This is a genomic window from Saccharopolyspora sp. NPDC050642 (assembly GCF_040654735.1).
Lineage (GTDB): Bacteria > Actinomycetota > Actinomycetes > Mycobacteriales > Pseudonocardiaceae > Saccharopolyspora > Saccharopolyspora elongata.
Window position 1 is genome coordinate 77,446 of the sequence record NZ_JBFAIN010000026.1, and the last position, 14,398, is coordinate 91,843.

11 protein-coding genes are annotated in these 14,398 nt (G+C 69.4%); 9 read left to right on the top strand and 2 right to left on the bottom strand.

Annotated features, from left to right (window positions below):
* Positions 1 to 167 precede the first annotated feature (167 nt).
* The 6 genes from AB0H93_RS30680 (at position 168) to AB0H93_RS30705 (ending at position 6,971) form a co-directional block, all read left to right on the top strand.
* On the top strand, positions 168 to 941 hold the full coding sequence (locus AB0H93_RS30680) for an oxygenase MpaB family protein (RefSeq protein WP_358577081.1): 774 nt from the start codon (positions 168 to 170) through the stop codon (positions 939 to 941).
* Between the two features lie 199 nt (positions 942 to 1,140).
* Positions 1,141 to 1,512 (top strand): VanZ family protein, encoded by a 372-nt coding sequence (locus tag AB0H93_RS30685; RefSeq protein ID WP_358577083.1) that lies wholly within the window; start codon positions 1,141 to 1,143, stop codon positions 1,510 to 1,512.
* A gap of 347 nt (positions 1,513 to 1,859) precedes the next feature.
* Positions 1,860 to 2,723, top strand: a complete 864-nt coding sequence (locus tag AB0H93_RS30690) for a DUF4097 family beta strand repeat-containing protein (protein ID WP_358577085.1) — start codon at positions 1,860 to 1,862, stop codon at positions 2,721 to 2,723.
* A gap of 77 nt (positions 2,724 to 2,800) precedes the next feature.
* Entirely contained in the window at positions 2,801 to 5,077 is a 2,277-nt protein-coding gene (locus AB0H93_RS30695) for a DPP IV N-terminal domain-containing protein (protein ID WP_358577087.1), read from the top strand.
* 212 nt (positions 5,078 to 5,289) lie between these two features.
* On the top strand, positions 5,290 to 6,231 hold the full coding sequence (locus tag AB0H93_RS30700; protein ID WP_358577089.1) for an ATP-binding cassette domain-containing protein: 942 nt from the start codon (positions 5,290 to 5,292) through the stop codon (positions 6,229 to 6,231).
* Complete coding sequence (locus AB0H93_RS30705; RefSeq protein ID WP_358577091.1) at positions 6,228 to 6,971, top strand: ABC transporter permease; 744 nt, start codon at positions 6,228 to 6,230, stop codon at positions 6,969 to 6,971. The genes AB0H93_RS30700 and AB0H93_RS30705 overlap by 4 nt, the downstream gene beginning before the upstream one ends.
* On the opposite strand, the gene AB0H93_RS30710 is transcribed toward AB0H93_RS30705, so the two are convergent.
* Positions 6,955 to 10,095 (bottom strand): BTAD domain-containing putative transcriptional regulator, encoded by a 3,141-nt coding sequence (locus AB0H93_RS30710; protein ID WP_358577093.1) that lies wholly within the window; start codon positions 10,093 to 10,095, stop codon positions 6,955 to 6,957. The genes AB0H93_RS30705 and AB0H93_RS30710 overlap by 17 nt on opposite strands.
* Before the next feature lie 152 nt (positions 10,096 to 10,247).
* Between AB0H93_RS30710 and AB0H93_RS30715 the strand changes: the two genes are divergently transcribed.
* On the top strand, positions 10,248 to 11,468 hold the full coding sequence (locus tag AB0H93_RS30715) for a cytochrome P450 (protein WP_358577095.1): 1,221 nt from the start codon (positions 10,248 to 10,250) through the stop codon (positions 11,466 to 11,468).
* 222 nt (positions 11,469 to 11,690) lie between these two features.
* Here AB0H93_RS30715 and AB0H93_RS30720 read toward each other — a convergent pair whose 3' ends face one another.
* On the bottom strand, positions 11,691 to 13,094 hold the full coding sequence (locus AB0H93_RS30720; RefSeq protein WP_358577097.1) for an MFS transporter: 1,404 nt from the start codon (positions 13,092 to 13,094) through the stop codon (positions 11,691 to 11,693).
* Between the two features lie 258 nt (positions 13,095 to 13,352).
* On the opposite strand from AB0H93_RS30720, the gene AB0H93_RS30725 reads away from it, so the two are divergent.
* A complete protein-coding gene (locus tag AB0H93_RS30725) occupies positions 13,353 to 13,718 on the top strand; it encodes a hypothetical protein (protein WP_358577099.1) in 366 nt (121 codons plus the stop codon).
* An 86-nt stretch (positions 13,719 to 13,804) separates the two neighbouring features.
* The gene (locus AB0H93_RS30730; RefSeq protein ID WP_358577101.1) at positions 13,805 to 14,398 is read left to right on the top strand and encodes an AAA family ATPase; all 594 of its coding nucleotides are present in this window, start codon (positions 13,805 to 13,807) and stop codon (positions 14,396 to 14,398) included.

Consider the following 14,398-nt stretch of genomic DNA (forward strand, 5'->3'; position numbering starts at 1 on the left):
GCTGTTGCAGGTTCGCGCTCTGAGTGGCTCGGAGGGCGACTTCCGTAGGTGCTGTGAAGTTGTCCCCGCTGTTTCAGCTGATGAGTCGACCTCACGCTCGTCTTACGGCGTGATCGCTTCGCAAGGTTCTTCAGCACGAGGAGGAAGTTCAGCTGTGACGACGCAGAATGGCCACGACAGCCAGCGTTTATCAACGCGACCCGCTCGGGCGGCTGCGGCGGACCGCTGGTTACTCCATCACGGTGGTGTTCGGCGACGGCCGATCGGTGATCACGGCTGCTGATCGGCTGCGCCGGGTGCATGACCGAGTCACCGGGCACGATCCGATCAGCGGCATTCGATATGCCGCCAACGAACCGGAAAATCAGCTGTGGGTGCACATGACGACGTGGCACTCGGTGCTTTACTGCTACGAACGCTATGGGCCGGGGCACCTGGCACCCGAACGGGAGCGGGAGTTCTGGCGGGGGTGCCAGATCAGCTCCGAATTGCAGGGCCTTGATCCCGCCGAGGTCCCGGGGTCGCGAACCGAGGTGCGGGAGTACTTCGCTTCCATGCGACCGCGAATGTGCGTTTCGGAGGATGCTCGCGAGATCATCGACTGGCTGCTCAAACCCACCTCATCCGAATTGAGGCTGCTCAAGCCGGTGTTCATGCTGCTCGCAAGGGCCGCCGCCGCCACGCTGCCGCCCTACATGCGTGATCTCGGCGGCTTCAACCGCTCGCGAGTTGTGGACGGCGCCGTCGCGCCCGTGGTCCGCATGGCGAGCCGCGTCATGACCCTGCCGCCGATGCGCCGCATTGGCGCGGCGGTCAGCCCCGAGGCTTACGCCGTTCGCGTTGCTGCCGCATTCGGCCCGGCCCCGAGCCGAAACACGACCGTCACCATTGCCGAAGCCCGTAGGCAACTCGCCGACGAACCTGGTGACGGCGCCACATAACAAGATCGCTTTACTGGCAACCCGAAGCGGGCGTCACCGTCTTACTGGTGTGATGGTCGTTTGGCAAAGCTGGGGGCACGTGGTCTTTGCGTCGATGCTTGCGTTGCCGGTGTTGGCGCTAGCCGTCTTCGCCCTGGCGCGGTGGCGGACGTGGGGCGGAACAGCGCCAGGCACGGCGTTGCGTCGATCTTCATCCGAGGTGGGCGCCATCGCCGGAACATTGCCCTGGCTGTGGATGGTGCTCACACCGACATCCGGTGCGCGGGGTGTGTCGCTGGTCCCGCTGCAGGACCTGGTTGCGCTGCTCGACGCACGCGTGGCAACCGTGGTCGTTCAGGTCGGAGGCAACCTGTTGGTGCTCGCCGCTTTTGGCGCATTTGCGCCTGTCCGGTTCGCCGCTATGGCTCGGCTGCACCGGGTGGCTGCTGCTTCGGCAGGAGTGTCGGCGGCGATCGAATTGCTGCAGTACGCGCTCCACCTCGGTCGGGTCAGCTCCGTGGACGACGTGCTCATGAACACCGCAGGCGCGACGATCGCCGCGCTGCTCACTCGCCGTTGGTGGGCGAAGTAGGCAACCGCCATCGGTCGGTTGCTCGACATCAACGGATCTGTGCCGTCCCAGTGCGTCGCATCCCGCAGCACGGCGGTGGTGATCCCTCCTCCGCGTGGCCCTGTGAACAGGCGTGCGTCGGGGCTACCGTCCGTCGCGCCGAAGCGGTGATGGTCCTTGTCGCACAACGCCTTCGGATCGGATGTGGGTTCGTTTTCCTTGTCCGGAAGGAAAAAGGCGATCCTCGTTGGGTGGGTCTAGGTCGGGTTGGTCGATGAGCTGGGGTTTTGCCTGTGACGGTGGCGTGTCAGGGGTGGCGTCAGGGCTGTGACCGTTCGGTGTCAGGTCTGCCGGTGATCGTGGTTGTCATGACAGCCACGACTCCTCGGGAGGCCACCGCCATGCAGACCTTCGACACCCCTCGCTCGATCTCCGCGACCGTTGACATCACCTTCGGGAACATCCGGTTCGTCGCCGGCGATCGTTCCGACACCGTCGTCGAGGTTCGGCCGGTCGACCCGGCCTGGGAGCTCGACGTCAAGGCCGCCGATCAGACCGACATCGAGTTCGCCAACGGGAAGCTGGTGGTCAAGCAGCCGAAGCTGCGCAACCTGTGGACCACCAAGTACGGCACGGTGGAGGTGCTGGTCGAGCTGCCGACCGGGTCGGACGTGCGGGGTGACACCGCGAACGGCGGGTACCTCGTCGAGGGCGCGGTCGGCTCGTGCCAGCTGAAGACCCCCACCGGGGACATCCAGGTCGAGCAGGCCACCGGCGCTCGGCTGCGGACCACCGCCGGCAAGATCAGCGTGGACCGCGTGACCGGCCAGGCCGACGTCAGCGGGAACGGGGAGATCCGGCTCCGCCAGGTCGGCGGCGGCGCGGTGGTCAAGAACATCGGCGGCGACAGCTGGGTCGGCGAGATCGCCGGCGACCTGCGGGTCAGCTCGTCCAACGGCGCCATCACCGTCGACGTGGCGCACGCCGAGGTCGACGCCAAGACCGCCTGCGGCGACATCCGCATCGGCGAGCTCGGCAGCGGCGCGGTCGACCTGTACACCGCCACCGGCGTGGTGGAGGTCGGCGTCCCCCAGAGCACCGCTGTCCGATTGGACGCGCACACCTCGGCCGGCCGGGTGCGCAACGACCTGACGGCCTCCGAGCAGTCCGACCGCACCGTCAAGGTGCGCGCCCGCAGCCACGGCGGCGACATCATCGTCCGCCGCGCCTGACGCCCTTCTTCCCCTGCCGTGATGGCACCGCCGTGGCATCGCCATGCCCGAAATCGACACCGAAAAGGACAGAACAGATGACCACCACCCAGGACTACCGGGCCGCGGAGCAACTCCTGCGCCGAATGGCCCGCCCTGGCGAGCTCGTCGTCGGCGACAAGATCAGGCCGCAGTGGATCGACGGGGGAGACCGTTTCTGGTACGGGGTGAGCAATGGGGTCGGCAAGCGGTTCGTGCTGGTCGACCCGGCGGCGGGCACCCGCGAGCCGGCCTTCGACCACGCCCGGCTCGCCGCCGCGCTGGCCGCGGCCTCCGGGCAGCAGGTCGACCCCGAGGCGTTGCCGTTCCGGGCCATCGAGCCGGTCGGGAACGCCGTGGAGTTCGACGCGTTCGGCGAGCATTGGCGTTGCCTCCTGGACAGCTACGCCTGCGAGCGGGCCGAGGGCACGCCGCCGGGCAACCCGCTGGAGGTGCCGTCACCCGACAAGAAGTTCGCGGTGTCCCAGCGGGGGCACGACCTGTGGGCGCGCTCCCTTTCCGATGGCCGCGAGTGGGCGCTGACCACCGACGGCGAGCCCGCCTACCAGTACGGCTCCGGCCCGGACTGCACGCGCAACCCCACCCTGCTGCGCAAGTTCGGCCTGCCGCACCTGCCGCCGGCCGTGGCCTGGTCGCCCGACTCAACGCGCGTGCTGGCGCATCGGACCGATGAGCGCGGCGTCCGGCAGACCCACCTGGTGGAGGCCAGGCCCGCCGACGGCGGCGCCCCGGTGCTGCGCACCCAGCGGTACGCCTACGCCGGGGACGAGAACATGCCGCGAGCCGAACTGGTCGTGCTGGACGTCGCCGAGGGCGCGGTGGTCCGCGCTCAGGCCGAGCCGCTGCTCATGGCGCAGCTGTCTCCGATCGTGATCAAGTGGGCTTGGTGGGCGGACGACGGCTCGGAGGTGTACTACCTCAGCCAGCCCCGCGACCTGCACACGCTCACCCTGCACCGGCTGGACCCGGTCACCGGTGCGGTCACCACCGTGCTCAGCGAGACCGGGACTACCCGCGTGGAGCCCAACCAGTGGATGACCGGGGAGCCGATCGTGCGGGTGCTGGCCGACGAGGTGCTGTGGTACTCGCAGCGGGACGGCTGGGGCCACCTGTACCGGTACGACCTGCACACCGGCGCTCTGCTCGGGCAGGTCACCTCCGGGCAGTGGGCGGTGCGGCAGATCCTGCACGTCGACGAGGCCGAGCGGGTGGTGTACTTCACCGCCTCCGGGCTGGTCGCGGAGGACCCGTACCGGCGCACGGTGTGCCGGGCCAACCTGGACGGCACCGGCTTCGCCAAGGTCACCGATGATGGGCTGGACCACATCGTCACGGCGCCGGACACCATGGCGTACTTCATCGACTCGGCGTCCACTGTCGACACTCCGCCGGTGTCCAGCGTCCGAGACTGGACTGGCCGGGTGCTGGTCGAGCTGGAGCGCGCCGACATCGGCAAGCTCACCGCCATCGGCTGGACGCCGTCTGAACGGTTCCGCGTCAAGGCGGCCGACGGGGTGACGGACATCTACGGCGTGCTGTACCGGCCGAGGGGGTTCGACCCCGCCCAGCGTTACCCGGTGGTGGACAGCGTGTACCCCGGCCCGCACCTCACCCGGGTCGACCCGTGCTTCGACCCCGGTGGGATGGGCGCCGACGCGGAACCCATCGCGGCGCTGGGCTTCGTGGTGGTCGCGGTGGACGGACGGGGCACCCCGGGGCGCAGCAAGGCCTTCCACGACGCCTCCTACGGCCACTTGGCCGACGCGGGCTGCCTGGCCGACCACGTCGCGGCTCTGCGGCAGCTGGCCGAAACCCGGCCGTGGATGGACCTGGACCGGGTGGGCGCGTTCGGCCACTCCGGAGGCGGGTTCGCCACCGTGCGGGCGATGCTGGACTTCCCCGAGGTCTACAAGGCCGGCGTCGCCCTCGCCGGCTCGCACGACCCCCGCTACTTCACCCTGGGCTACGCGGAGGCATACGACGGCGCGGACAACCCCGGTGCATGGGCTCGCGCGTCCAATGTGGACATCGCCGACCGGTTGGCGGGCAAGCTGTTGCTCATCCACGGCGAGATGGACGACCAAGTCCACCCGGTCCACACGTTGCGGCTGGCCGACCGGCTCATCGCCGCAGGCAAGGACTTCGAGCTGCTCATCGTGCCCGGGGCCGAGCACCTGTTCATCGACTGCCTGCAATACGTCCGCACGCGCGGCTGGGACTTCCTGGTGCGCGAGCTGCTGGGCACGCAGCCGCCCGCCTACCGCCCCGCCCCCATCGCCATCGACCCCGAATTGCTCGGCGAGCTCTTCGCCTGAGCGCCACACCGAAGACGAAAACCCGATGGCTGCGCATCTACGGCGCAGGTCTTCCGGGCCACATGCGCGGACACCGGGCCGAGCAGGCGGATCGCCTGCTCGGCCCGGCGTGCGTGGAGCTGTCGGCGGACAAGGCGGGCGCGCACGCCGTGTCAGGAGTCGTGTCAGGTCGACGGCAGGTCGGTGTCAGGTCGGCCGATGACAGTGATCGCATGACGGAATCAGCGATCACGGCTTCCGGGCTGCGGAAGTCCTACCAGGACAAGGTCGTGCTCGACGGCATCGATCTGAACGTCCGTGCGGGCACGGTCTTCTCCCTGCTCGGACCGAACGGGGCCGGCAAGACCACGACGGTGAACGTGCTGACCACGTTGGTGAAGGCCGACGGTGGGACGGTCCGCGTGGCCGGGCACGACCTCGCGACCGAGGCCGGGGCGGTGCGCGCGGCGATCGGGGTCACCGGCCAGTTCGCGGCGGTGGACGAGCTGCTGACGGGGCAGGAGAACCTGCAGCTGATGGTGGACCTGAACCGGGCCCACGCAGGCGGCGGCAAGCGGATCGTCGCAGAGCTGCTGGAACGCTTCGATCTGGTCGAGTCGGCGCAGAAGCCCGCGTCGACCTATTCGGGGGGCATGCGCCGGAAGCTCGACCTGGCGATGACGCTCGTCGGCAACCCGCGGATCATCTTCCTGGACGAGCCGACGACGGGTCTGGATCCCCGCAGCCGCCGCACGATGTGGTCGATCATCCGCGAGCTGGTGGGCGATGGCGTGACCATCTTCCTCACCACCCAGTACCTCGAGGAAGCCGACCAGCTCGCCGACCGGATCGCGGTGCTCGACCAGGGCCGCCTCGTCGCCCAGGGCACTCCCGACGACCTCAAGCGCCAGATTCCCGGCACGCACGTCCGGCTCCGGTTCACCACCGCCGCCGAACTCGACGCGGCCGCGCGGATCATCGCCGACTCCACGCGGGACGACGAGGCACTGACCCTGCGGGTTCCCAGCGACGGCGGGACGAAGTCGTTGCGGGCCCTGCTGGGCAGGCTCGACGAGCACTCGCTCAACGCCGAAGCCTTCACTGTGCACACGCCGGACCTCGATGACGTTTTCCTCGCCCTCACGGGCCACACCACGGAGGTGGTCGCGAAATGAAGTCCCACTCGATGGTGATGTTGCGCCGCAACTTCAAGCACATCGCCCGGAATCCGACCTCGGTGTTCAACGCGGTCCTGATGCCGGTCGTGGTCATGCTGATGTTCGTGTACATGTTCGGTGACGCCTTCAGCGTCGGCGTCGACTACATCGACTACGCGACGCCGGGCATGCTCCTGCTGGCCGTCTGCTACGGGCTGGGGTCCGTGGCGACGTCGGTGAACTCCGACATGACCAAGGGCATCATCAACCGATTCAAGGTCATGGACGTCCCCCGCGGTGCGGTGCTGACCGGTCACGTCGTCGCCAGCCTGCTGACCAACCTGGTCGCCATCGCGGCGATCATCGGAGTCGCCTTCCTGCTGGGATTCAGCCCGTCGGCGAGCCTCCTCGACTGGCTCGGCGTGGTCGGTGTCGTCGCGCTGCTCGGTTTCGCGACCGGCTGGCTGACGGTCGCCTTGGGATTGGCGGCGAAGTCCCCGGAAACGGCGGGTCTGGCGTCGGTGCCGCTGGTCATGCTCCCGTTCTTCAGCAGCGCGATCGTGCCGGCGGAGAAGATGGGGCCCGGACTCCGGGAATTCGCGGAGTACCAGCCCTTCACGCCGATCATCGAAACCCTGCGCGGGCTGCTCGACGGCGCACCGGCCACCGGCGACGTGATCGCCGCCCTCGCCTGGTGCGTCGGGATCGCTCTCGTCGGGTACCTGTGGGCGTCCGCCACGTTCAAGAAGCGAGCGTGACCGCGACCAACTCGCGCCAGCTCGCCTGCGCACCTTCCCGCGTCGCCTCGGTGAACCTCGCGTCACCGAGGCGACTTCGCGCGGCCTGCTCGATCCGGCCCAGATCCGGTTGGGAACGATCCGGCAGACCGCGCACGCCGGCGCTCGCCGCGAGCAGGCGCGCGGCTTGCTCGTACTCCTCCTGACGCAGCGCCAGGTCCGCGATCCCCACGATCACCTGCGCGATTCCGAGCGCGGTCCCCGCCTCGGACGCCGCCTGGACGGCTGCGGCGCGGTGTTCGCGGGCCTCGTCGAGATCCTCGGCGAGGTAACCGAGCAGGTCGTGCCTCATCACGCGGATGCTCGCCCGCTCGGCGTTGTCACCCAGCATCGCCGTCGCGACGCCGAGTTGCCGGTGTGCCTGCTCGGCGTCGCCGCTCCAGCGGGCGAACTGCGCCTTCGACAGGGCCAGCTCGGTCAGCGCCCCCGGCCAGGCGACCCGTTCCGCGGACCGCTGTGCCTCTGCCATGGCAGCCGCGCTCGACTCCTCGTTCCCCGCCAGCCAGTACAACTGGGCCTGCCGCGACCGCATCGGCACCACGTCCTCGGCGGCGCCGACCTCGGCGACGACCGCGATCGCCTGCTCGTAGTACCTGCACGCAGTGGCGAACTCGCCGCGCACCGCGATTCGATCCGCCAGCTCGGTCAGGGCGAACGAAATCCCCCACCGTTCGCCCAGCGCGCGGAACTCGGTGAGCGCCGTCTCGAGATGAGCATCCGCATCCCGGTCGCCGTGGCCGAGCATGATCCGCATCTTGCCCAGCTGCAGCCGGGCGAGAGCGCGCGCCCACGGATCCTCGTCGGTGAGCAGCGGTTCCCACGCGGGAAGGTATGCGTCCGGCGTTTGCACCAGGCGTTCCAGCGCGGCGACGAGCCCTACCGCCGGGTGATGGATCTGGACGCGTCGGCTGATCTCGTACACCTCGTGGATCCAGTCCGCCGCCTGGAACTGGTCGCTCTCCCGCCCGGAGGTCATGAACCCCGTGGCAAGCGCGTACACGATGCCCCGGACCTCGTCGGCCACCTCGCCGGGCATGGCGATCGCCGCCATGATCAGCTCGTTGCCCTCGACCTTGTGCCCGCCGAGCCACCAGTACCAGCCGGCGGTAGCGGCGAGCCGCATCGCCCCGTCCGCCTCGCCGGCGGCGAGCGCACCGCGCATCGCGGCGCCGATGTTGTCGTGCTCGGCCTCGAGCGCGGCGAGCCATTCCAATTGCTCGGCGCGGCGAAGGTGCGGCTCCGCGATTCCGGTGAATTCGGTGAAGTACGCGAGATGCGCACGGCGCGTCAGATCCGATTCCCCCGCCTCCGCGAGGCGCTGCTCGGCATATTCCTTGATCGTGCCGAGCATCCGGTAGCGCGGCGCCCGGTCGCCCTCGGTCACCACCAGCGACTTCTCGGTCAGCGCGGTCAGCAGGTCGAGCACCTCACCAGGCTCGACCGCATTGCCGGCGCAGACCTGTTCGGCCGCTTCCAGGCTCGCGCCACCGGCGAACACCGAGAGCCTGCACAGGACCAATCGTTCGGCGTCGGTGAGCAGCTCCCAGCTCCAGTCGATCACCGCGCGCAGCGTCCGGTGCCGGGGCAGCGCGGTCCGGCTGCCGCCGGTCAGCAGGCGGAACCGGTCGTCGAGCCGATTGGCGAGCTGATCGAGGGACATGGTGCGCAACCTGGCCGCGGCGAGCTCGATCGCCAGCGGCATCCCGTCCAGCGCCTGGCAAATGCGCGCCATGGTCGACATCGTGCGGGCGTCGATCGCGAGGTCCTTGCGCACCGCGCCGGCTCGGTCCTGCAGCAGCCGGATGGCCGGAGCGGACTCGATCTCGCCGGGGTCGGCGTCTTCCGCGGGGAGGACCAACGGCGCGACTTGCCACAGCGCCTCACCGGTGATGCCGAGGGATTCCCTGCTCGTCGCGAGGATCCGCAGCCGTCGGCACTCGCCGAGCACTCGATGGGCGAATGCCGCGGCGGACTCGATCACGTGCTCGCAGTTGTCCAGGACCAGCAACATCTCCCGCTCGCGGAGCGCGGCGATGACCCGATCGGTCGGCTCCGCGTCCGGTGCATCGCCGAGCAGCGCATCCCGCAGTTTGAGCGCGGCGAGCGTCGCTTGCGCCACGTCACCGTCGGCGCCGATGGCCGCGAGTTCGACCAGCCAGGCCCCGTCCGGCAGGTCGCCGAGCAGCGTGCGCGCGGTTTCCGCGGCCAGCCTGGTCTTCCCCGAGCCGCCCGGCCCGATCAGGGTGGTGAGCCGGTGTTCGGTGATGAGTTCGCGGACCGCGGCGACATCGGCGTCCTTGCCGACGTAGCTGGTCAGCTCGGCACGCAGATTGGTCTTCCGGTTCTCCTCCGGCCGTCCCAACTCGCCCCGCAGCAGCGCGACGTGCAATCCGGAGAGCTCCGGTGAGGGGTCGACGCCCAGCTCGTCGGCCAGGGTTTCCCTCGTGCGTTCGTACACGAGCAGCGCCTCGGTGTCGCGACCGGTCGCGACGAGGGCGCGCATCAACGCGGCGACGAGCCGTTCCCGCACCGGATGCGCGGCCACCAGGTCGGTCAGTTCCGTGACCAGCTCCGCGCCGTGGCCGAGGCTGATCTCCGCATCGAACCGATCCTCCATGGCTGCCAGGCGCAGCCCTTCGAGCCGGGTGACCGCCGCGTCGAAGGCCGCGCTATCGGCCAGACCGACGTCCTGCATGGCCGAACCGCGCCACAGCGCGAGGGCCTCGCGCAGCCGCCGCACCCCGCGTGGATCCGCGTCGTCGCGGGCGTGGGAGACGAGGCGTTCGAACCGCACGGCGTCGACGGCGTCGGGTTCCACCCTCAACCGGTAGCCGCTCGTCTGCCCCTCGACCGACCCTTCCGGCAGCGCCTTCCGCAGCCGGGAAACCAAGCGCTGCAAGGCATTCGTCGCGTCGGCGGGCGGGTTCTCGCCCCAGATCCAGTCGACGAGCGTCGACTTCGGGACCACGCGACCCGGTTCGAGCGCGAGCGCGATCAACAGCCCGCGCAACCGGACGCCCGGCACGTCGGCTAGGACGCCGTCATCCGTGCGAACCTCGAATGATCCAAGCATCCCGATCTGCACCTGGCTGATTTTGCCATGGGCGACGGGCGGGTCTCCGGCTGTTGACGCGACGCAGGAGACGTTTCCGGCGTGGTCGGTGTCAGAGCCGTGTCAGGCGCATGTCAGGTCCGGCGGTGATCGTGGCTGCAACGACCGCCACGAAAGGAACACCGATGACTCAAGCGGTTCCCATCCCGCAGGGCCTCCCCATGGAGCGGAATGCGGGCCCCTTCGACCCGCCCCGCGAAATCTCCCGGCTGCGCGACGCCCGCCCGGTCAGCCCCATGCTCTTCCCCGACGGTCACGAGGGCTGGCTCGTCACCGGCTACGAGGCGGTCCGCCAGCTCCTGGCCGACACCCGGTTCAGCTCCCGCCAGGACATCGGCGTGATCCACGTGCCGTACGAGACCCCCGGCATGCCCGTCGCCACCGAACCTTCCCCGCAGATACCGGGCCTGTTCGTCGCCATGGACCCGCCGGACCACACCCGGATGCGGCGCAAGCTCACCGGCGCCTTCACCGTCAAGCGCATGAAGATGCTCGAAGAGCAGATCATCGCCATCACCGAGCGGCAGCTGGACGAGCTGGCGCGCCTCGCCCCGCCGGTCGACCTGGTCAAGGAGTTCGCGCTGCCGGTGCCCTCGCTGGTGATCTGCGAACTGCTCGGCGTCCCCTACGCGGACCGGGAGACCTTCCAGGCCAACTCCTCCCAGTTCATGGTCAAGGACCAGACGCTCGAGGAGAAGATGGCCGCGATCGGCGCCATGAACGCGTACCTCGCCGAACTGGTCACGAGCAAACGCGCCGAACCCGGCGACGACATCCTGTCCGACCTGGCCCGCCACGACGACCTCACCATCGAGGAGCTGACCGGCGCAGCCTTCCTGCTGCTGCTCGCGGGCCACGAGACCACCGCCAACATGCTGGCGCTGGGCACCTTCGCGCTCCTGGAGCACCCCGAGCAGCTGGCCGAACTGCGCGCCAACCCGGATCTGCTCCCGGATGGCGTCGAGGAGCTCATGCGCTACCTGTCCGTCGCCGACGTCTTCTACCGCTACGCCGCGGAGGACATCGAACTCGGCGGTGAAACGATCCGCGAGGGATCGACCGTCGTCGTCTCGCTGCTGGCCGCCAACCGCGATCCCCAGCGCTTCGACAACCCCGACACCCTGGACATCCACCGCAAGGCCCGCGGTCACCTGTCCTTCGGCCACGGCATCCACCAATGCCTCGGCCAGCAACTGGCCCGCATCGAGATGCGCGCCGGTTTCGACGGACTGCTGCGCCGCTTCCCGACCCTCGAGCTCGCCATCCCCACCGACGAGGTGAAGCTCAAGACCGACATGAACATCTACGGAGTCCACGAACTACCGGTCACCTGGACGACCCGGTAGAACGCGCCTTCAGGGCCTGTCTTGTCCGGCCTGCGTCGGCAGGACTCTCTCGCGTTATGAAACTGGGGACGAGACCCCGAACCGCCCACGATGCGGTGGGTTCCTCTCACTGGGGGCCGAACGTGGTGAACGTCCGATGGGGGTTCGGTCAGGGCCGGTGCGGGTTCGCATCGGCCCTGACGCTTTCTTCAGGTGGTTTTCACGCCTGTTGGCGTGGAGGGTTTAGCCGATTGCTTCTTTCTCCGGTTCGGGCATCGTGATTCGCCGGGTGATCAGCCAGGCCGCCGCCAGTCCTGCGACGGCGAGTGCGCTTGCCGTGACGAAGGGGTCGATGCTCGTTGTCAGGGCTGGGGCGAAGGCGATGCCGATGTAGAGGGCGATTCCCGTTGAGCCGCCTAGTTGGTCCGCCGCTCGCTGGACTCCCGATGCCACTCCCGCATCTTCTTCGGTCACGCCCGTGACCGCCGCGTACTGCAGCCCGACCAGGCCGAAGCCCATGCCCGCCGCGATCAGCACCATCGCCGGGATGGTCGCCGCCGCGCCCGCTCCGCCGGACGACGGGATCGCGATTGCCGCCATTCCCGCTGCGGTCAAGGCGATCCCGGCTCCCGCGCACGCCCTGGCGCCCCAACGCTCCAGCAGTCGAGGCACGAACGTCGCAGCCGCGACGAGCGAGATGGCCAGCGGGACGAGCGTCAGCCCCGCCTCGAGCGGGGTGAGGAGGGCGCGTTGCTGGAGGTGGAGGGTGAACAGCATGAACGACGTCGACAGCGCCGCGCTGAGGAGCGCGGTGGCGAGGTTGGCCATGACCCGCGTCTTGTTGCGGAAGAACGTCAGCGGGATCAGCGGCGCCGCCGATCGCTTTTCCACCACGACGAAAAGCGTCCCGGACACCGCCGACGCGATCAGGGCGGCGGCCGTGATCCACGGGGCCGTGCCACCCTCGCCCGCCTCGATGACGCCGAACGCGAACAGCAGTGGCGTGAGCGTCAGCAGCAGCGAACCCGGCAGGTCGAGCGGAACGCGTGCAACGGCACTGTCCGCGGGGACGAGCGCGATGGTACCGATGATCACCAGCGCGACGAACGGAACGCTGACGAGGAAGATCCACCGCCAACCGTAGAGTTCCGTGATGATCCCCGAGAGCACGAATCCCACCACGAGACCCGTGCTCGCCACCGCCGCCCACACGCTCAGCGCGCGCGAGCGGCGAGGGCCTTCGGGGAACATCAGGACGATCGTCGCCATCGACGCCGGCAGCGCGAGCGCCTCGCCGACGCCCTGCAGAAGCCGCGCCACCACCAGCAACGGGAACGACGGTGCGAGGCCGGCGAGCAGCGAGGCGGCCCCGAAGAGCGCGGTCCCCGCGATCAGGACGCGTCGGCGGCCGAGCACGTCGCCGAGGCGGCCGCCGAGCATCAGCAGTCCGCCGCCGGTGATCGTGTACGCGACGACGACCCAGGTCAGCTCGCGGGCGCCGACGCCCAAGCTCGCCCCGATCGACGGCAGCGCCACGTTCACCACGGTCACGTCGATGGCGATGAGGAACTGCAGCGTGGCGAGGCAGCCGAGAACGGACCACGCCCGGATGTCAGCCCGGCGTGGATTGGAAATGTCTGAGGTCAAGAGGGTGCTCCGATACCCGAGAGGAATCTGAGCAGCACGAAGAGGCCGCTCCGGTCCAAGACGTGGAGCGGCGGAGCGTTAGGAGAGCACCGCCGCTAGCGGAGCGTCCTCGTGACAGCGGCAGCGGCCGCGGCAGAAGCGCCAGACATGCCGAGCAGGCTAGCACCGCTGCGAGCGCGGGCCACAACGCTTTTTGCGCCGTCGCGACCGACTCGCGAAGATGCTCTTCCGGCGGGCCGGCGTTGGTAATCTTCCGGTATGCCTGTTTCCGGGGCCGTTCGCGAGCGAATCCGCGCCTTCTTGGACGAGGGCGACGAGATCCGGTACGTCTTTCCCGCCACCATTCCGATGAGCGTTCAGTCGAGCGTTCTGGTCGTCGTGAGCCGCGAGGCCACCACCGTGCTGTCGACCGGTTTCTGGTCCACGAAGATGCCGAAGTCGGTCGTCGCGCGGCTTCCGCGCAACACCGTTCTCGGCCCGGTGAGCACGCAGACCACGCCGTACTTCACCTTGGACGGCATCGACTACGAGATCGACGACGAGTACGTCGCCGTGGTCAACGCCGCAGACGCGGAAATCGCGTCGCCGCAAGACCTTCCGCAGGATCCGCTGCCGGACCTCTGACGCCGCGGTGCCCGGCGGTCCGGCGGCGCTTCGGATCGGTGATACTCCGGTGGTTTCGTCCGGCTGGTCTTGGTTGGGGTTCTTCGTTGAGTGTTGGGTCTGCTGTGCTGGCCGGGCTCGTGCGGTGGGCGCGCGACGGTTCTCCCCGGCTCGGTCCTTCCGGCGGGGAGGGGCGGCTCGTCGTGGTCGATGGGCCCGCCGGTTCCGGCAAGACGACGCTCGCCGCTCAGCTCGCGGAGGCGCTGCCCGCTCAGGTCGTGCACATGGACGACCTGTACGAGGGGTGGAGCGGGATGGCCGGTGGCGTTGAGCGGCTCGGCGCTCAGGTGCTCGATCCGCTGGCCGTCGGTCGGGACGGTCGGTACCAGCGGTACGACTGGGACGTCGGCGCGTTCGCGGAGTGGCACGACGTTCCGCGCGCGCCGTACCTCGTCGTCGAGGGCTGCGGCGCGGGAGCGCGGCGGTTCGCCGACCTCACGACGCTCCTGGTGTGGGTCGAGGCGGAGGACGCGGAGCGCCTCGATCGCGGCATCGAGCGCGACGGCGACGACGCGCGCGGCCACTGGCACGCCTGGATGGCCGCCGAGCGCGCGGTCTACCAGGCCGAGGGCACTGCTCGGCGGGCCGACGTGCGCCTCGACGGGTGGGGTGCGGTCACCTGGCCCGCGACGGGCCTGTAG